Origin of the sequence: Pantoea sp. alder81 (genome assembly GCF_020179835.1) — a bacterium.
GTDB lineage: Bacteria > Pseudomonadota > Gammaproteobacteria > Enterobacterales > Enterobacteriaceae > Pantoea.
Genome location: NZ_JAIUDA010000009.1, coordinates 232318 through 250947 on the forward strand (window position 1 = coordinate 232318; position 18630 = coordinate 250947).

Consider the following 18630-nt stretch of genomic DNA (forward strand, 5'->3'; position numbering starts at 1 on the left):
TTTTTGTCAGGCTCAAACGGCCTGACGAATCCGTGCAATCAGCGCATCGACATCTGCAACATGATCCGCCGCCAGAATCAGCGTACGTCCTAAGGTAATGCAGTTACGGATACATTCGGTGCGCATCGTGTCATCGCCAATCTGTTTAAAATCGGCCACGTGCGACATGCCCACGGTGCGGCGAATCAGCTCTGTTCCACAATAGCCAATGGTGTCACTCCATACTTTACGCAGGAAGGCTTCGGCATAACCCGGATACGCCAGCGCCACATCGGCGGTTTTAGCGTGTGCCAGTTCGAGGAAGCGGCTGGAGAACTGCGTCCAGACTTCATGCACATCGCTCAGACGACGTTCGCGCCCTTCTGCCGCCTCACGTGGAGCCAACAGGCCCGGCAGGCAGCAGTAGTTGATCAGCAGGTTGCCAATCGCGCTGCCGATATCAAAGCCAATCGGACCGAAATAGCCAAACTCCGCGTCGATCACCTTCAGGCTACCATCGGCCACAAAGATGGAACCGCTGTGCACATCGCCGTGCAGCAAGGCTTCGGCATCGGCGAAGAAGCGGTGCTTCAGCCCGGCAACGGCGATTTTTAATGCATCGTCGGTGCGCAGGCTGACCACCAGCGATTCGAGCGCGGCCGTATATTTGTTGCGCTCGTGATCGGTGAACGGATCGTTGAAGAACAAGTCTTCGGTGATTTCGCACATTTCCGGATTGATGAAACGCGCCACTTCAGCCTTTTTCTTGTGCGGGTGCAGGAAGAAATCAGAAGTATGGAACAGCGTCTGCGCCAGATATTCGCCCAGTTGGCGACCGGCTTCAGGGTAATATGCGCCATTCACTAACTCGCCGCGCCAGATGCGATGGCTGGAGAGATCTTCCATCACCATCACCGCCAGTTCGGCATCGTAATGGGTGACGTTAACCGTGTGCTCCGGGCAGTGTTTGTAGTGCTCGACCAGGGTCTGAGCTTCAAGACGTGCGCGATCCAGCGTTAATGGCCAGGACTCTCCTACGCAACGCACGTACGGCAGCGCTTGTTTCACCACTACACGGCTCTGACCCTGGTTATCAAAAATCTTGAAGACGAGGTTGAGATTGCCATCACCGATTTCCTCTGCGCTGACCAGCGTTGACGGATCGTCGACACCGCCAAATTTTTGAGCATATTCCACAGCATCAGCAGCGGTGAAGGTACGGTATTGTGACATTGCCTGTTCCTCGACATTCGATAGTAATAAGCCGTTTGGACGTCTATACATCCGTCAAGCATGTTGGCACAATAGCCGCTATTAACGCAACAGGGATTTCACACCATGCAAGCACTTCGTACCACCAGCCTTGAGGTCCGCGATAACCAACTGTGGATCCTCGACCAGCAGGCACTGCCACAACAACAAAATTGGCTGCCTGCGCACACCGTTGGCCAGTTAGTCGATCACATTCATGCGCTGCGCGTGCGCGGTGCGCCACTGATTGGTCTCTCTGCCAGCCTGCTGCTCGCTCTGCTGGGCGAACAAGGTGAAAGCCGCGCGGCGTTGGCGGAAGCGCTGGAGGTGTTGCGCGCGGCGCGCCCCACGGCGGTGAACCTGATGAACAATCTGGATCGCATGAAGTTAGCGCTGGCGGAGAGCGATCACGTCAGCGCCCTGAGCGCCGAAGCGTTGCGTCTGGTGGCGGAAGATAAACTGCTGTGTGACAACATTGCCCGCGCCGGTAGCGCGCTGGTCAAGCCGGGTAGCCAGCTGCTGACACACTGCAACACCGGCGGCCTCGCCACCGCAGGCGTCGGTACGGCACTGGGTGTGATTGCTCACGCGCATCAGCAAGGCTTAGTGAAAAACGTCTGGGTGGATGAAACGCGTCCGCTTTTGCAGGGCGGCCGTTTAACCGCGTGGGAACTGGGCGAGCTGAACATTCCGTATCAACTGATTACGGATTCGATGGCAGCAAGTTTGATAGCGCGCGGTGTGGTCGATGCGATTTGGGTCGGCGCGGATCGCATTGCCGCCAACGGCGATGTCGCTAATAAGATCGGCACCTACAGCCTGGCAGTACTGGCGCATTATCACGGCATTCCGTTCTATGTTGCGGCGCCGCACACCACGCTGGATCGCCTCTGCCCGAATGGCGATGCCATTCCGATTGAGCAGCGCGCCGCCAGTGAAGTGACCGGCGTATCCGGCAGTTTTGGTAGCGTGCAGTGGGCACCGGAGAATGCAGCCGTGTTTAACCCGGCGTTCGATGTCACGCCAGCAGCCTTGATCAGTGGTTGGGTGTTAGATACCGGCGTGGTGACGCCAGAACAGGTTATGGCTGGGATTTTTCAGCCTTAGAGCGCCTTGAGAATAGCGGCCTGGGATGGCGTATCCTGTGCTTTACCGTGCGCAATAAATAAAAAGGTCGCCATAAATGGCGACCCTACGATGACGTGCCCATATTGTCAGATGCACCATGAACGGCGACCTTGTGATGGCTTATCCCATTTCGCCGTGTGCGCATTTATGCGCACCGTTCGTCAAGCCAGGCGGGGATAAGCTTCCGCAATGTTGTCACCAGTGAAGTTGGCGATCCAGCCTTCATGGTTATCGAAAATACGAATCGCGGTGAAGTGCGGCTCAGAGCCCATATCAAACCAGTGCGCCGTGCCTTCCGGCACTGAAATCAAGTCGTTCTTTTCGCACAGAATCTGATACACCTCATCGCCGATATGCAGGCAGAACAGACCCGAACCTTCGACGAAGAAACGCACTTCATCTTCGCTGTGCGTGTGTTCATTGAGGAACTTTTCACGCAGCGTCGTTTTGTTTGGGTTGTCTGCACGCATGCTCAGCACATCCCAGCTCTGATAACCCTTCTCTGCCACCAGACGGTCAATTGCGTGTTGATAGGCTTTGATCACCGTCTCCGCGTCAGGATCTTTACCCAGATCGCGATCCGCTTCCCAACGCTCAAAACGCACGTTTTTGGCATTCAAACGCTCACGAATGGCGTCGGCATCAGTACTGTGCCACAACGGCTGGCTGGCTTCGGTATCGCTAAAGATGGTCAGTGCACTCATGTTAAATCGACTCCGGTTTAATCTGGGAAAAATCATTCACCTGATGATGACGACTGACGTTATCCGCCTCGCCACGAATTAACTGCATTGTATGCCAGCCCGCTTCTGCCGCCGCATCGAGTTCCTGATGAATATCAGACAGGAACAGCAGCGATGAAGGCGCCAGGCCGATGTGTTCGGCAATATTGTGATACGACTGCGTTTCACGCTTGGCGCCGACGGCGGTATCAAAATAGCCGCTAAACAGCGAGGTTAAATCACCTTCATCGCTGTAGCCAAATAACAGTTTCTGCGCGGGCACCGATCCCGAGGAATATACATACAGCGCGATGCCCTGCTGCTGCCAGCGTTCAAAGGCAGTTAACACATCGGGATAGAGATGTCCGGTGAACTGGCCTTCAACATAACCGGCGCGCCAAATCATGCCCTGCAAGGCTTTCAGGCCAGGAGATTTGCGATCTTCATCGATATAACCGATCAGCGTGGCGATCACCTCATCCAGCGATGCCTGTGGCGCCGCAGATTCTTCACGCACCGCATTCAGCGCTGCAATCACTGACTCATCGGTTTGGTTATTACGTACAAATGCCGCCAGATGCTGACGTGCATACGGAAACAGAACGTTGTGGACGAACTGAATATCGCTGGTGGTGCCTTCAATATCGGTAACAATCGCGCGAATCATTGGGTCTCCAGCAATCGACGTTGCAGTTCACATTCAAACAGGAATTCCAGCCCTTCCAGGTGGCGGCGCGCTTCGTTGACGTCCTTGCCCCAGCAGGTCAAACCATGGCCACGCAGCAGGAAGGCATACCGCAATGGCGTGTCCGCCGCAAAGGCTTCAATACGCTGCGCCAGTGCCTCAATATCCTGATCGTTATCAAACAGGGGAATGGCAATAGTATTTAAGTGAGTATCCTGACCGGCGAGGGTTTTCTGCATCTCGTAGCCGCTGAGCAACAGCGCACTGCCCTTCTCTACACGCGACAGCACGGTGGAATTCACCGTATGGGTATGCAGTACAGCCCCGGCTTGCGGGAACAAGCGATAAATCAGGGTATGCAGCCCGGTTTCCGCCGACGGTTTTCGCCCGGAAGGCACGCTGTTAGTCGCGATCTCCACCTGAATGAAGTCATCTCGCGTCAAACTGCCTTTATCTTTGCCCGATGCGCTTAGCAGGCAGTACTCCGCGTCCTGGCGAACAGACATATTGCCGCCCGTCGCGGGTGCCCAGCCTTTAGCGCCAATCCAGTGGCAGGCGGCCACCAAATGTTCCAGTGGGAGAAAATCCGTCATAGTGAAGGTGAGGCTCCGCAGGTTGTTTTAGACGTCTAAGCGTCTCGATTGCCAAATATTAGCATCCTGTGTAGAGTGGCAGCAATACAGGGTTTCTCCGCATCGACATTCGCGCTTAAGGCCACCTAATAATGACGCAGCTCAACCTGATTCCCGAGAGCAAATTACCGGCGCTCGGCACCACTATTTTTACGCAAATGAGCGCCCTTGCCGCGCAGTTCAACGCCATCAATTTATCACAGGGATTTCCAGATTTTGACGGTCCACAATATTTACAGGATCGTCTGGCCTATCATGTGAGCCAGGGCGCAAATCAATATGCGCCTATGACGGGTGCGTTACCACTACGTGAAGCGATTGCTGATAAAACTGCTGAACTTTACGGTCACACTCCCGATGTTAACAGTGATATCACTGTAACCGCAGGTGCGACCGAAGCACTGTATGCCGCGATTACGGCGCTGGTTCGTCCCGGCGATGAAGTGATCTGCTTTGATCCCAGCTATGACAGTTACGCACCTGCTGTGCAACTGGCCGGTGGCGTGCTGAAGCGCATTGCATTACAGCCACCGGGCTTCCGCGTGGACTGGCGCGAATTCCGCAGCCTGCTAAGCGCGAAAACCCGCCTGGTGATTCTGAACACGCCGCACAATCCTTCCGCGACCGTATGGCGTAAAAGCGATTACGCCGAGCTATGGCAGGCCATCGCCGAGCAGGAAATCTATGTGCTGAGCGATGAAGTTTACGAGCACATCTGTTTCGATGAAGAGGGTCATGCCAGCGTGTTGGCTCATGCTGAGCTGCGCCAGCGCGCGATTGCCGTCTCATCATTCGGTAAGACCTTCCATATGACCGGCTGGAAAGTCGGCTATTGCATCGCGCCTGCGGCGATCAGTGCGGAAATCCGCAAAGTGCACCAGTATCTGACCTTTTCGGTGAATACCCCGGCGCAGTTGGCGATTGCCGATATGCTGCGTCAGGAGCCGGAACACTATCGTGATCTGCCGGCCTTCTATCGCGAACGCCGCGATTGCCTGGTAGAAGCGCTAGCGGGTAGCCGCTTCAGTGTCTTGCCGTGCGAAGGGACCTACTTTGTGCTGCTGGATTACAGCGCCATTTCCGATCTGGATGACGTGAGTTTCTGCCAGTGGCTGACCAAAGAAGTCGGCGTGGCGGCGATTCCGCTGTCGGTATTCTGCGCCGATCCGTTCCCGCACAAACTGATTCGCCTGTGCTTTGCCAAACAGCCAGCGACCTTAATCGCCGCAGCGGAGCGCTTATGTCAGCTTTGAAAATCACCGTTTTACAGGAAACCCTGAGCTGGATGGATGGCGAAGCCAACCTGCACCACTTTGATGGGGTATTGAAAGGCATTGAAGGTCGCGATCTGATTCTGCTGCCCGAAATGTTCACTACCGGCTTTGCGATGGAAGCGGCAGAAAGTTCCCTGCCGCAGGAGCAGGTGATTGAGTGGCTGTACGGCCATGCGAAAACCAGCAATGCTTTAGTCGGTGGCAGCGCGGCCATCCAGACTGAAAAAGGCGCCGTGAACCGTTTTCTGCTGGTTGAGCCAAATGGCACTGTTCATCAGTATGACAAACGCCATCTGTTCCGCATGGCGAATGAGCATGAACACTATGTCGCGGGCGATAAGCGTGAAGTGTTCACCTGGCGCGGCTGGCGCATTCTGCCGCAGATTTGCTACGACCTGCGTTTCCCGGTGTTCTCTCGCAATCACAATGATTACGATCTGGCGCTGTACGTTGCCAACTGGCCTGCACCGCGTGCGCTGCACTGGCAGTCACTGCTGTTAGCGCGTGCGATTGAAAACCAGGCGTATATCGCCGGTTGCAACCGCGTCGGCAGCGATGGCAACAGCCATCAATACAGCGGTGACAGCCGGATTATTTCGCCATTGGGCGAGATTCTGGCCGCAGGCGAGCCTTTCGCCCGCGCCCGTCTGGATGCTGAATTGTCACTGGACGATCTGCAAGCCTACCGCGAACGCTTCCCCGCGTGGCGCGATGCCGATGGCTATACGTTGAAGTAAACGTCTTGCCGCGTCTTTCTGGTGCGGCTTCCTCTCTTTTTCAATTTTTTGTTTCCACATTGGAAACACCCCTGACTTCGGCTACAATGTTTCCATGTTGGAACATGCCGAGGGAATGATGCACGTTATTTCAAGGAAGATGTTTGCTGAGGCTGCACTGCGTTTTCCCAATGATGCAGCAGCGCTGGACGCGACATACCGCACTTTACATGGCAGGGATTTTGCCGATCCTGAAGCGCTTAAAGATTTCTTTCCAAGCCTGGACCGCATGAAGTATCGGGTGAAATGGTGGGTAATCAATATTGGTGGCAACAATCTTAGGTTGATGTTTTTCGCCGACTTTATCGCGGGACGCATTTTCATCAAGCACATTATTACCCATGCTGAATACGACAAATTAGTTAAGTTCTATCGGGAGAACAAAGAATGATCGCCGAAGCTATTCAGGCCTCAGATAACCTGATTAAAGCCGTCCCCCTGCTTGGCGGCAGTCAATCGAAAGCAGATTATGAGCAAGCGCTAGAGCTGGTTGAGTATTTGGTTGAACATCAGCCTTCTCATCCGCTGATTGATATGCTGACGGAGAAAGTTGCGAAATACGAAGAGCATGCGCCGGAGTTTGCCGCCTTTAATGCGCGAATGAAAACACTTCCGGGCGGTGTTGCGCTGCTACGTGTTTTGATGGATCAACACGATTTAAACCAGTCATCTTTCACTCAGGAAATTGGTCAGCGTTCTTATGTTAGCCGTATTTTGAAAGGTGAACGTAAGTTAACGGATAAGCATAAAGCTGCGCTGGCAAAACGCTTTAACGTGCCGTTTGAGGCATTCCGCGAAGATTAAACAGAAAAAAGCCGCAGCATGTCACCGCTGCGGCTTGAGTTTGATTACAGCTCGAAGCGATCCAGATTCATCACTTTGGTCCATGCTGCCACGAAGTCATTAACGAACTTCTGTTTGGCATCGCCGCTGGCGTAGACTTCAGCCAACGCGCGCAGGATGGCGTTGGAACCAAATACCAGATCGGCACGCGTGGCGCTGAACTTCACTTCACCGCTGGCACGATCGCGGCCTTCGAACAGCTCGGCGCTCTCATCGGTGGCGCGCCATGCGGTGCGCATATCCAGTAGGTTGACGAAGAAGTCATTGCTCAATACGCCGACACGATCGGTGAACACACCATGCTGACCGCCGTCGAAGTTGGTGCCCAACACACGCAAGCCGCCCAACAGCACCGTCAGTTCTGGCGCACTCAGGGTCAGCTGTTGCGCTTTATCCAGCAGCAGGGTTTCAGTAGATGAACCACCGGCAATGCGGCGATAGTTACGGAAGCCATCGGCCAGCGGTTGCAGCACGTCGAACGACTCGACTTCAGTTTGATCCTGACGCGCGTCCACACGGCCCGGCGTAAACGGCACTTGCACCGCCACTCCCGCTGCGGCGGCAGCCAGTTCAATGCCCACGCTGCCCGCCAGTACGATGATATCGGCCAATGACGCTTTGCCAGACTCTTGCTGAATTTTCTGCAGGGTTGGCAGCACATCGTGAACCACGCTAGCATTCACCGCCCATGTGTTTTGCGGTGCCAGTGCCAGACGTGCACCGTTCGCGCCGCCACGTTTATCGCCGCCACGGAAGGTCGATGCCGAAGCCCAGGCAGCCGAAACCAATTGGCTCACGCTCAGGCCGGATGAGGCAATCTTCGCTTTCAGATCGGTGATTTCATCTGCGGTTGGCTGATGCGTCGCAGCTGGCAACGGATCCTGCCAGATCAGATCTTCTTTCGGCACTTCAGGACCGATGTAACGCGCTTTTGGCCCCATATCGCGGTGGGTCAGTTTGAACCAGGCGCGAGCAAAGGCTTCATTAAAGGCCTGTGGATCGTTGAGGAAGCGGCGAGAGATCTTGCCGAACTCTTCGTCGAAGCGCAGCGTCAGATCGGTCACCAGCATAGTGGGCTTACGCTTCTTCTCGGGATCGAACGGGTCTGGAATGATCGCTTCAGCATCGACCGCTTCGAACTGGATCGCGCCAGCCGGGCTGTGCGTCTGCACCCATTCGTATTTGAACAGGTTCTCAAAGAAGTAGTTGCTCCACTGAGTCGGCGTCTGCGTCCACACCACTTCCAGGCCGGAGGTGATGGCATCCGCACCGGCACCGCTGCCGTAGCTGCTGTTCCAGCCCAAGCCCTGCGCTTCCAGCGGTGAGGCTTCGGGATCGACACCGACGTGGCTGGCAGCGGCCGCACCGTGGGTTTTGCCCAACGTATGACCACCCGCAATCAGCGCGACGATCTCTTCATCGTTCATGCCCATGTTGCCGAAGGTGGCGCGGATAGCAGGTGCAGCTGATTTAGGATCGCCGCTGGCTTCCGGGCCTTCTGGGTTGACGTAAATCAGGCCCATTTCGGTGGCACCGACGGGTGCGTTGGCCAGACTTTCTGGATGACGATGTGCCAGCCACTCGGTCTCGTTACCCCAATCCACATCCAAATCCGGTTCCCAGACATCTTCACGTCCAGCACCAAAGCCGAAGGTGCGGAAGCCTGCGTTCTCCAGCGAGACGTTACCCGCGAGGATATAAAGGTCGGCCCAGGAAATTTTCTGACCGTATTTTTGCTTCACCGGCCACAGCAGGCGACGCGCTTTATCGAGGCTGACGTTATCTGGCCAGGAGTTAAGCGGTGCAAAACGCTGCTGGCCACGGCCTGAACCGCCACGTCCATCAACGGTACGATAGGTGCCGGCACTGTGCCACGCCATGCGAATGAACAGCCCAATATAGCTGCCCCAGTCGGCTGGCCACCAGGATTGAGAATCGGAGAGGATGGCGCGGATATCGGCTTTTAGCGCCGGATAATCCAGCTTGCTGAACTCGTCGCGGTAATTGAAGTTTTCACTGAGGGGATTGGAACGGTTGGAGTGCTGATTTAGCAGATCGACACGTAACATATTCGGCCACCAGTCGCGGTTAGATGTCCCGCTCCCCGCGCCGCGTGCCAGTACGCTTTTTTCTTCAGACGCCCCATGATGAAAAGGGCATTTGCCTGAGGCTGCTACATTATCGTTATTATCTTGCGTGCTCATTTTTCGGCTCCGTTTGCTTCACATTGTCCGGTAAAGATAACCGCACATTGTGAAAGAATATATTTGGATGAACCGAAGGTTTTGATAGTTCCTGTCTTTCAAGCGCAGCGTGTGACATGCCGCACAGATAGTAGGGATTTGTCGCCTAATCAACTACCGCGATAAGTCGACCACGACCAGGGTGAAATCAGGAACGGCAGATGATAGTGGCTGCCCGCAGAGCCAATCACAAAATCAATCTGCGCGCTGACGTACAGCGCATCACGTCCGTCAGCCGCGAAATAGTCACCGATCTCTGCGGTCAATCGATAGTGGCCCGGCGCTAACGGCTCTGGGGTTAGATCTTTGATGCGGCCATCGCTGTCAGTGTCGCCTTCCGCGATCGGCAGCCAGCCTTCCGGGCTGTTCTGTTCCAGCGAAATGGCCACGCCGATCGCCGGTTTGCCCAGCGCGGTGTCCAGAACGTGCGTGGTAATGGTGCTCATACGATGCTCTCCTTAAGCCGTAACAGGGTGATTTCACGCAGTTGCAACAGCGCTTCCTGCTGCTCTGTCTCGACATCATTGTTGAGCCTGCGCTGCAATTCCGCCAGCATCTCCTCGCCAGTGCGTCCTTTAGCACGAATTAAAAACACCCGGCCAAAGCGCTGCTCGTAGGATTGATTGCCCGCCAGCATGGCAAACTGCAGCGCGCCATTGGCCTGCTGCATCGCCGACTGTTCATTGCGTGACAGTGCCGCCTCTTTGCCCGCGCCCGCAGTTTTTTCGCCAATGCGCGGATGTGCGCTCAGGGCCTGTTCCAGCTCGGCACCCTGCCACTCCTGCGCCAGACGATCGGCTGTGCTGTGGAGCACCGACAGATCGTGGAAAGGTCTTGCGGCGACCACCGCCTGCTGCCAGGCGGGAATCGCGACGCAGTGCGCTATCGCAGCCTGCGCCTCGGTAGCAGAAGCCTGATTAAAGTTTGCCAGATCCATGCTGCCACTCCTTTACGCCTGTGCCAGATCGCACACCGCTTGCAGATAGGCCTGCACGCCATGCGCCACGTCAGCCGTTTGCACCGATTCCGCCGGATGATGGCTGATACCGCGATGGTTACGCACGAATAACATGCCTACTGGCCAGCGATCCGCGATAGCAATGGCATCGTGGCCTGCTCCGCTTGGCAATGACACACTGCGCCCTTGCACCGTTTCCACCGCGTGGCTCAAGGCCTGCTGCAAGCGTGCATCACAAGCGGTAGCGGCAATACGGTAGTACTCGTTCGAGGTGAAGGTCAGGCCACGACGCAGCGCAATCGCTTCAGCCTGCGTTAACAACATGGATTGCAGACGCTCCAAAGGCTCATCCTGCGGCCCACGCACATCCAGAGACAACTGCACTTCACCGGGAATGACGTTAACGGCACCCGGCAAGCAGCTCAGCGTGCCAACGGTGGCCACCAGCTGCGTATCTTGCTCAGCCGTGGTGTGCTCAATAAACACCATCCACTCAGCGGCTGCGGCCAGCGCGTCTTTACGATGCGCCATCGGCACGGTACCGGCATGGCCCGCTTCGCCGATAAAGCTGCAATTCAGACGACGTGCGCCGTTAATGGCGGTGACCACGCCGAGCGCCAGATCTTCTTGTTCCAGACACGGCCCCTGCTCGATATGCAGCTCAAGGTAGGCTGCAATGTCGTTGACGTCACGCGCCGCCTGCATAATCTTCGCTGCATCTAAGCCAATATCCTGCATCGCTTCGGCAACGGTAATGCCATTACCATCGGGATGCGTCACCCAACTCTCCGGCCAGGTGCCGGTAATGCCACGGCTGCCCAGCAGCGTGATGCCAAAGCGCGTGCCCTCTTCATCACCGAACCCAACAATTTCAATCGCCAGTGGTAAACGCTGTTGGCGATCGTGCAGCCACTGCACGGTTTCAATGGCGCTGAGCACACCCAGCATGCCGTCATAGCGCCCGGCATTGCGCACGGTGTCAAGATGCGAACCCAGCAGAAGGGCCTTGGCACCAGGTTCTGCTGATTCATAACGCCCGCAAATATTGCCGACAGCATCTTGCCAGGTCATCATGCCAGCCGCCTGCATCCACTCCGCCACGCGGCCATTGGCACGCAGTTGTTCAGGCGACAAGTAAACGCGCGTCAGGCCATCTTCACTTTCACTGATTTCAGCCAGGGCATCGCAGCGCGCCATGACACGGGTGGCGGCAGATTGCGCCTCGCTGGCGGTCATCAGGCTGTTGCTCATGCGTGACTCCCGTAATGATCCCAGGCGGCCTGCAACGCTGCACCTTGTGTCGAACGGTAACCCACATGGTTCAGCACCGCTTCCAGCGCGCTCAGCGTTTGCATCACACAGTCTTTACGTGCGTTGTAGCCCATGGTGCCGATGCGCCACACTTTGCCGTGCAGTGGGCCAAACGAGGTGCCGATCTCAATCCCGAAATCTTCCAGCACCAGCTTGCGCACCTGATCGCCATTTACGCCCTGCGGGATCACCACGCCGAGCACGTTGTTCATTTTGTATTTCAGGTTACCGAAGGTTTCGAGACCCATGCCCTGAATGCCCTTCAGCATTGCATCGCCGTGCAGCTTGTGACGCGCAATGCCTTTATCCAGCCCTTCCTGCATCATCAAACGCGCGCACTCACGTGCACCAAACAGCGCGGTGGTGGCTTCGGTGTGATGGTTGAGGCGCTCCGGGCCCCAGTAATCCATGATCATGCCGAGATCGAAATAGTTGGAGTAGATCATCTCGTCATCGCCGTCCTGATGATCCGCAGTACGAATCCCCTCTTCCACGCATTTGCGTTTACGGATCACGGCTTCCATCTTCGCACTGAGTGTGATCGGCGAGGTGCCAGAAGGACCACCAAGACATTTCTGCATCCCGGCGGATACCGCGTCCAGGCCCCACGCATCGGTTTCCAGGGCGTTGCCGCCAATCGACGCGGTGGCGTCGGTATAAAACAGCACGCCATATTTCTGGCAAATAGCGCCCAACTCTTCCAGCGGTTGCAGCATGGTGGTGGAGGTATCACCCTGCACCGTCAGCAACAGACGCGGCTGCACTTTCTTGATCGCATCTTCGATCTGATCCGGAGTGAACACTTCACCCCACGGCACTTCAATGGTGTGCACTTCCGCGCGGCAGCGGCGGGCGATTTCACACAGCAGATGACCAAAGCGACCAAACACCGGCACCAGCACTTTGTCACCTGGACGGATGGCTGAGAGCAGAATGGCTTCGATACCGGCGCGTGAGGTGCCGTCGATCAACAGGGTCCAGCGGTTTTCGGTGCGGAATACGCCACGGTACAGTGCCATCACTTCATTCATGTAGTGCGTCATCGCCGGATCGTACTGACCCAGCAGCTGGCTCGACATGGCGCGTAACACGCGCGGATCGGCGTTGATCGGCCCCGGTCCCATCAGCAGGCGTTGTGGCGGATTGATTTGCGAAAACTGACTGATATCCATGTTGTATTCCTTTATTGAAAACTTAGAGACGCACGGTGGAGATAAACTGCTTCAGCTCGGCGGTCTGCGGATTGGCGAACAGCGTTTTGCTGTCGCCCTGCTCCCAGACGCGTCCCTGATGCATAAACACCACGCGGTCGCCCACATCACGGGCGAAGTTCATTTCATGGGTGACGAGGATCAGCGTCATACCTTCGGCAGCCAGCTGCTCCAGTACTTTCAGCACTTCGCCCACCAGCTCAGGATCGAGCGCCGAGGTGATCTCATCACAGAGTAAAACTTTGGGCTGCATCGCCAGCGCACGGGCAATCGCCACACGCTGCTGCTGACCACCGGATAAATTGGCCGGATAGTAGTTGATGCGCTCACCGAGGCCGACTTTCTCCAGCATTTGCGTCGCCAGTTCGCGGCATTCGGCTTCACTTTTCTTCAACACCCGACGCGGCGCGAGCATGACGTTTTCCAGCGCGGTCATGTGTGGGAACAGGTTGAAGTTTTGGAACACCATGCCCACTGAGCGGCTGATTTCGCGCGCCTGGGATTCACGGTCAGTAATTGTCATGCCGCCGAGTTTAATGCTGCCATCCTGATAGCCTTCCAGTCCATTCATGCAACGTAGCAAGGTACTTTTACCGGAGCCGCTGCGGCCGATGATCGAGATCACCTCGCCGTTGTCGATATCCAGATCGACACCTTTCAGAACGTGGTTATCGCCGTAGTACTTCTGGACCTGATTAATGGTGATGAGCGGCATTGAATTTTTTCTCCAGGTACTGGCTGTAACGCGACAGCGGATAACACATCAGGAAGTAACCCAGCGCCACCAGGCCAAACACCTTGAAGGGCTGATACGTCACGTTGTTCAAAATGGTGCCGGCTTTGGTTAGCTCGACGAAACCGATAATCGATGCCAGCGCGGTGCCTTTGATCACCTGCACGGCAAAACCCACGGTTGGCGCGATGGCGATGCGAATCGCTTGCGGTGCCACGACGCGAAACAGCGTTTGACCAAAGCTCAGACCGAGGCAGCGTGAGGCTTCCCACTGCCCTTTAGGCAGAGCACGAATGCTGCCGTGCCAGATATCCACCAGAAACGCGCTGGTGTAGAAGGTTAATGCCAGCGAAGCGGCGGTCCAGGGCGCGACATCGATGCCAAACAGTCCGACGCCAAAGAAGGCGAGGAACAGCTGCATCAGCAGCGGCGTGCCCTGAAACAGCTCGGTGTAACAGCGAATCAGGCGCGTCAACCATGGGCGTTTCAGCAGACGCAAAAACAGCAATGGCAAGGTCACCAGCGTGCCGCCGAAAAAGGCCACCAGCGACAGTAAAATCGTCCAGCGCGCTGCCAGCAGCAGGTTGCGCAGGATGTCCCAGTCAGTAAAGGTTGTCATGCGGGCTGCGCTCCAAACCATTTACGCCCCAGCGCCAGCAGCAGCTGTCGCATGGCAATCGACAACACCAGATAGATCAGCGTGGTCACGAAATAGACTTCAAAACTCAAAAAGGTGCGCGACTGAATCAGGTTGGCGGCGAAAGTCAGCTCTTCGTACGACACCTGCGACACCACCGACGAACCCAGCATCACGATAATGCACTGACTTACCAGCGCCGGATAAATACGCTGCAGTGAGGGCGGCAGGACCACGCGGATAAAGGTCTGAGTGCGGGATAAACCCAGCACCCGTCCTGCTTCCCACTGCCCTTTCGGCGTGACCTGAATCCCGGCACGAATAATTTCAGTGCTATAAGCGCCAAGGTTAATCAACATCGCCAGCAGCGCTGCTTCGCCCGCCGTCAGTTTCAGACCAAGATTGGGCAAACCAAAGACGATAAAAAACAGCTGTACCACGAATGGCGTGTTACGGATCAGCTCGACATAAACGCCCCAGAGGCGACTCGCCCAGCTCGGTTTGCCACTGCGCAGTGCCGCGCCGAGAATTCCCAGACTCACCCCGCCCACCGTGGCGAGCACCGTTATCTGAATCGTGACCCACAGCCCTGCCAGCAACTCTGGCCAGTGCGGCCAGAGATCTGCAAAGTTAAGTTGCCCAATCATTGCGTTATGCGCCGAGATTGGCTGGCAGTGGGGCTTTCAGCCACTCTTCTGACAGTTTGTTCAGCGTGCCGTCTTTAATGCCCTGCTCAATCAACGCATTCACTTTGTCTTTCAGCGCCGGTTCATCTTTCTTCAGACCGATAAAGCACGGTGAATCCTTCAGCATGAACTGCGGCACCGGTGCTTTTTCTGCGTTCTGACGCGCAATCGCGGCGACCACGAGGTTACCCGTCGCCACATACTGCACCTGACCTGACAGGTAAGCTGACAGCGTGGTGTTGTTATCTTCATAACGTTTCACCTGCGCATCTTTTGGCGCCACATCGCTCAGCACCATGTCTTCCACCGCGCCACGCGTCACACCAATCGATTTACCGCTTAACGCTGCAGCATCTTTCAGTGGCTCACCTTTCGGGCCAAACACCCCAAGGAAGAACGGCGCGTAAGCACGGCTGAAATCGATCACTTTCTCACGCTCGGCATTTTTGCCCATGCTGGAGATCACCAGATCCACTTTATCGGTCTGCAGATAGGGCACGCGGTTGGCGCTGGAAACCGGCACCAACTGCAACTTCAGTTTCATCTGCTTCGCGAGGTATTTCGCCATGTCGATGTCATAGCCTTGTGGCTGTAAATCAGTCCCTACCGAACCAAACGGCGGAAAGTCCTGCGGTACCGCAACACGGATGACGCCACGTTTCTGCATGTCCTGCAGCTGATCGGCCATCGCACTGCCAACCTGTGCCATCAGCAATGCTGCGCCTGCGACTGCCAGTAAAACTTTTTTCATTATGCACCCCGGTGAGTTTATCGTGAAACAAAAGATTCTTGATAAAACGATTTGCAACTAATGTGCCAACCACAGGGTGCGAAGAGTAAAGGGAAGAAAAACGAATAAACACGGAGCTTAAGGCGAGAAAAACGGGCATTACGCCCGTATTAAAATCCGATCAAAAAAGGTGCAAAGCACCAAATTGGTGCCCACTATCGGTGTTCCAGTTCATCCAGGTGCTGATAAAGATCGGCAATTTGATGAATGCGCTGGCGACCTTGCGACAGCATCTCATGCAGCAGTGCATTCGCCAGCAGGTTGATCAAACTCATCGCCGATGCGTAGCTATCAAAGGCAGAAACGCTGTCGAGCGGCGCACACAGCTGCCATTGTGCCAGAGTGATTATGCCCTGCGCCTGCGGCTCGCACAGTGCCAGCACCGGAATATTGCTCTGCTGCAGTTGCTGCATCAGCGGGCGGATAATGCGTGGACGGCGGCGGAAGGCCATCACCACCACGATATCTTCCGGTGTGATATCCACCAGCTCCTCACCCAACGTCTGGCCGGGCTGCGGCAACACATGCACCTGCGGGCGCGCCTGCATCAGCTGCTGACGGAGGTGCAATGCCACCGGATAAGCATTGCGCATGCCGATAATAAATACGCGCTTTGCTGTACCCAGCGCCTGAATCACTTCACCAAACTGTTGCGGATCAATGCTATTGACCCACTGCGTCAGGTTAGCCATCTCCTGCTTATAGTGACGTGACAACAGGGTATTGCCCTGTACCGCATCACGGTTGTCGGTTAACGGCATGCCGCTCTGACGCAGCACACGCAACTCGTCCCGCATATCCTTGTATTTCTCATAGCCCAGACGTTTAAACAGGCGGCTGACTGTCGCCTTTGATACCCCGCTCAGCCGCGCCAGCTCTGCACTGTTGTAGCTGATCAGGTCATCAAAATGGTCAAACACAAAGTCGGCAATGCGCTGCTCCTGCGGCGACAGTTGCGGATAGTGACTGCGAAGGCGTTCATCAAGCTGTTTCATGGTCGGTCCTGTAACTTTCGTTTCATCACAAGCTAGCACAAATCGATCCACATTGATGTCCGACCAAAACTGGAACAGCTCTTGCTTAGATCACCTCACGGATTTGTAGGGTCGCTTTTTATGACCACCACCAACCCCATTCACACCCTACAAAAGAATCAACGATGAAGAGTTCACTATGATACAGAGCAACATGGCCCCGCTCGGCATGGCCGTCACCCCTCACCATCTCGCCAGTGAAAGTGCACTGGCGGTTTTACGCGAAGGCGGTAACGCGATTGAAGCGATGGTCGCAGCGGCTGCCACTATCGCGGTTGTCTATCCGCACATGAACGGCTTGGGTGGCGATGGCTTTTGGCTGGTAGTACCACCGAAGGGCGATCCTGTTGCTATCGATGCCAGTGGTGCAGCGGGCTCGCTGGCACACCTCGACTTCTATCACGGCGAAAGCCATATTCCGCATCGCGGCCCCAAAGCCGCATTAACTGTAGCGGGCACGGTGAGTGGCTGGCAGGAGGCGTTAACGCTGGCTGAAGAGCTGGGTTCTGCGCCATTGCCGTTAGCCCGTTTACTGCGTGACGCGATTCGCTATGCCGCCGATGGCATTCCGGTTACCGCATCGCAGGCTGCGGCCACCGCCGCAAAGCAACATGAACTGCTCGACCAGCCCGGCTTCGCAGCGACCTTCTTACCTGATGGCACCGTCCCTGCTGCCGGTAGCCGTTTTACCCAGCCCGCACTCGCCAATACGCTTAGCGTGTTGAGCGAGCAGGGTCTGGAGAGCTTCTATCGCGGCGAATTAGCGCACCATCTCGCACGTGAAATGACCTCTCTGGGGATGCCGATCACCCTGGAAGATCTACAGAAACAGCACGCGCGCCGCTGTACACCATTACACCTGGCACACAGCGAAGGCGACATCTGGAATATGACGCCGCCGACGCAAGGTTTGGTATCGCTGGCCATTCTCGGCATTACCGACCGCCTGAACATGGCAGAGGCCAATGAAGCGCAAAGCGTGCACCGTATCGTGGAAGCCACCAAAAAAGCCTTTGCCTTGCGCGATAAGCACATCACCGATCCGCGTCACATCGACTTCAATGTGCAAGATCTTCTGGATGCCGATCACCTTTCCACACTGGCGGCACAAGTTGATGACCAACAAGCCGCGCCGTGGGGAACCGGACGAGGTCCTGGCGATACCGTGTGGATGGGGGTGATGGACAGCAGCGGGCTGGCGGTTTCCTTTATCCAGAGCATTTATCACGAATTTGGTAGCGGCGTCGTGCTGCCCGGCACGGGTATTACGTGGCAAAACCGCGGGGCAGCGTTCAGCTTACAGCCGGATCACCTGCTGGCGCTGGAGCCGGGAAAACAACCGTTCCACACCCTGAATCCAGCGGCCGCGCGTTTGAAAGATGGCCGCACCATGGTTTACGGCTCAATGGGTGGCGATGGTCAACCGCAAACGCAGGCGGCGATTTTTACCCGCCACGTGATTCAGGGTCAGCCGCTGCAACAGGCGATCAGTGCCCCACGCTGGTTGCTGGGTCGCACCTGGGGCCAATCCTCCGATTCACTCAAGCTGGAAGCTCGCTTCGCGCCGGAGACGGTAGCGCAATTGCGTCAACTTGGCCATGAAGTGGAGTTGCTGCCCGATTTCAGTGAAGTAGTCGGCCACGCCGGCGCCATCGTCAGACATAACAACGGCATGCTGGAAGGTGCCTTCGATCCACGCAGCAACGGCAGCGCAGCGGGCTTCTAGAGGAAACCATT

20 protein-coding genes are annotated in these 18630 nt (G+C 56.1%); 6 read left to right on the top strand and 14 right to left on the bottom strand.

Going from position 1 to position 18630, the window contains the following annotated elements:
- Positions 1–12 precede the first annotated feature (12 nt).
- Positions 13–1212: an S-methyl-5-thioribose kinase gene (mtnK, locus tag LBW88_RS21935; RefSeq protein ID WP_224934221.1), complete on the bottom strand. Its 1200-nt coding sequence runs from the start codon at positions 1210–1212 to the stop codon at positions 13–15.
- 105 nt (positions 1213–1317) lie between these two features.
- Here mtnK and mtnA point away from each other — a divergent pair, with 105 nt between their 5' ends.
- A complete protein-coding gene (gene mtnA, locus LBW88_RS21940; protein WP_224934222.1) occupies positions 1318–2337 on the top strand; it encodes an S-methyl-5-thioribose-1-phosphate isomerase in 1020 nt (339 codons plus the stop codon).
- A 182-nt stretch (positions 2338–2519) separates the two neighbouring features.
- Here mtnA and LBW88_RS21945 read toward each other — a convergent pair whose 3' ends face one another.
- The 3 genes from LBW88_RS21945 to LBW88_RS21955 are packed head-to-tail and all read right to left on the bottom strand — an operon-like array spanning position 2520 to position 4358.
- A complete protein-coding gene (locus LBW88_RS21945) occupies positions 2520–3062 on the bottom strand; it encodes a 1,2-dihydroxy-3-keto-5-methylthiopentene dioxygenase (protein ID WP_224934223.1) in 543 nt (180 codons plus the stop codon).
- Position 3063: 1 nt separating this feature from the next.
- The gene (gene mtnC, locus LBW88_RS21950; protein ID WP_224934224.1) at positions 3064–3747 is read right to left on the bottom strand and encodes an acireductone synthase; all 684 of its coding nucleotides are present in this window, start codon (positions 3745–3747) and stop codon (positions 3064–3066) included.
- Entirely contained in the window at positions 3744–4358 is a 615-nt protein-coding gene (locus LBW88_RS21955) for a methylthioribulose 1-phosphate dehydratase (protein ID WP_224934225.1), read from the bottom strand. Before LBW88_RS21955 ends, mtnC begins: the two co-directional genes overlap by 4 nt.
- A gap of 131 nt (positions 4359–4489) precedes the next feature.
- On the opposite strand from LBW88_RS21955, the gene LBW88_RS21960 reads away from it, so the two are divergent.
- The 4 genes from LBW88_RS21960 (at position 4490) to LBW88_RS21975 (ending at position 7251) form a co-directional block, all read left to right on the top strand.
- Positions 4490–5650 carry a pyridoxal phosphate-dependent aminotransferase gene (locus LBW88_RS21960; RefSeq protein WP_224934226.1) on the top strand — a complete coding sequence of 387 codons (1161 nt, stop codon included), beginning with the start codon at positions 4490–4492 and terminating at the stop codon, positions 5648–5650.
- Positions 5638–6408 carry an amidohydrolase gene (locus LBW88_RS21965; RefSeq protein WP_224934227.1) on the top strand — a complete coding sequence of 257 codons (771 nt, stop codon included), beginning with the start codon at positions 5638–5640 and terminating at the stop codon, positions 6406–6408. The genes LBW88_RS21960 and LBW88_RS21965 overlap by 13 nt, the downstream gene beginning before the upstream one ends.
- Before the next feature lie 118 nt (positions 6409–6526).
- The gene (locus tag LBW88_RS21970; protein WP_224934256.1) at positions 6527–6838 is read left to right on the top strand and encodes a type II toxin-antitoxin system HigB family toxin; all 312 of its coding nucleotides are present in this window, start codon (positions 6527–6529) and stop codon (positions 6836–6838) included.
- Entirely contained in the window at positions 6835–7251 is a 417-nt protein-coding gene (locus tag LBW88_RS21975; RefSeq protein ID WP_224934228.1) for a helix-turn-helix domain-containing protein, read from the top strand. The genes LBW88_RS21970 and LBW88_RS21975 overlap by 4 nt, the downstream gene beginning before the upstream one ends.
- 44 nt (positions 7252–7295) lie before the next feature.
- On the opposite strand, the gene katG is transcribed toward LBW88_RS21975, so the two are convergent.
- The 10 genes from katG to hpxU all read right to left on the bottom strand — a co-directional run bounded on the left by katG (position 7296) and on the right by hpxU (position 16854).
- Complete coding sequence (katG, locus tag LBW88_RS21980; protein ID WP_224934229.1) at positions 7296–9494, bottom strand: catalase/peroxidase HPI; 2199 nt, start codon at positions 9492–9494, stop codon at positions 7296–7298.
- 149 nt (positions 9495–9643) lie between these two features.
- Positions 9644–9979, bottom strand: a complete 336-nt coding sequence (gene uraH / locus LBW88_RS21985; protein WP_224934230.1) for a hydroxyisourate hydrolase — start codon at positions 9977–9979, stop codon at positions 9644–9646.
- Positions 9976–10470: a 2-oxo-4-hydroxy-4-carboxy-5-ureidoimidazoline decarboxylase gene (uraD, locus tag LBW88_RS21990; RefSeq protein ID WP_224934231.1), complete on the bottom strand. Its 495-nt coding sequence runs from the start codon at positions 10468–10470 to the stop codon at positions 9976–9978. The genes uraH and uraD overlap by 4 nt, the downstream gene beginning before the upstream one ends.
- A 12-nt stretch (positions 10471–10482) precedes the next feature.
- A complete protein-coding gene (gene hpxK / locus LBW88_RS21995; RefSeq protein ID WP_224934232.1) occupies positions 10483–11742 on the bottom strand; it encodes an allantoate amidohydrolase in 1260 nt (419 codons plus the stop codon).
- Positions 11739–12974 carry a pyridoxal-phosphate-dependent aminotransferase family protein gene (locus tag LBW88_RS22000; protein ID WP_224934233.1) on the bottom strand — a complete coding sequence of 412 codons (1236 nt, stop codon included), beginning with the start codon at positions 12972–12974 and terminating at the stop codon, positions 11739–11741. Before LBW88_RS22000 ends, hpxK begins: the two co-directional genes overlap by 4 nt.
- A gap of 22 nt (positions 12975–12996) precedes the next feature.
- Positions 12997–13728 (bottom strand): amino acid ABC transporter ATP-binding protein, encoded by a 732-nt coding sequence (locus LBW88_RS22005; RefSeq protein WP_084936887.1) that lies wholly within the window; start codon positions 13726–13728, stop codon positions 12997–12999.
- Positions 13709–14365, bottom strand: a complete 657-nt coding sequence (locus LBW88_RS22010; protein ID WP_045813713.1) for an amino acid ABC transporter permease — start codon at positions 14363–14365, stop codon at positions 13709–13711. Before LBW88_RS22010 ends, LBW88_RS22005 begins: the two co-directional genes overlap by 20 nt.
- On the bottom strand, positions 14362–15030 hold the full coding sequence (locus LBW88_RS22015) for an amino acid ABC transporter permease (RefSeq protein WP_224934234.1): 669 nt from the start codon (positions 15028–15030) through the stop codon (positions 14362–14364). The genes LBW88_RS22010 and LBW88_RS22015 overlap by 4 nt, the downstream gene beginning before the upstream one ends.
- 4 nt (positions 15031–15034) lie before the next feature.
- The gene (locus LBW88_RS22020) at positions 15035–15820 is read right to left on the bottom strand and encodes a transporter substrate-binding domain-containing protein (RefSeq protein WP_200573432.1); all 786 of its coding nucleotides are present in this window, start codon (positions 15818–15820) and stop codon (positions 15035–15037) included.
- Positions 15821–16014: 194 nt separating this feature from the next.
- A complete protein-coding gene (gene hpxU, locus LBW88_RS22025) occupies positions 16015–16854 on the bottom strand; it encodes a MurR/RpiR family transcriptional regulator HpxU (protein WP_224934235.1) in 840 nt (279 codons plus the stop codon).
- A gap of 178 nt (positions 16855–17032) precedes the next feature.
- Here hpxU and LBW88_RS22030 point away from each other — a divergent pair, with 178 nt between their 5' ends.
- Positions 17033–18619, top strand: a complete 1587-nt coding sequence (locus tag LBW88_RS22030) for a gamma-glutamyltransferase family protein (protein WP_224934236.1) — start codon at positions 17033–17035, stop codon at positions 18617–18619.
- Positions 18620–18630 lie beyond the last annotated feature (11 nt).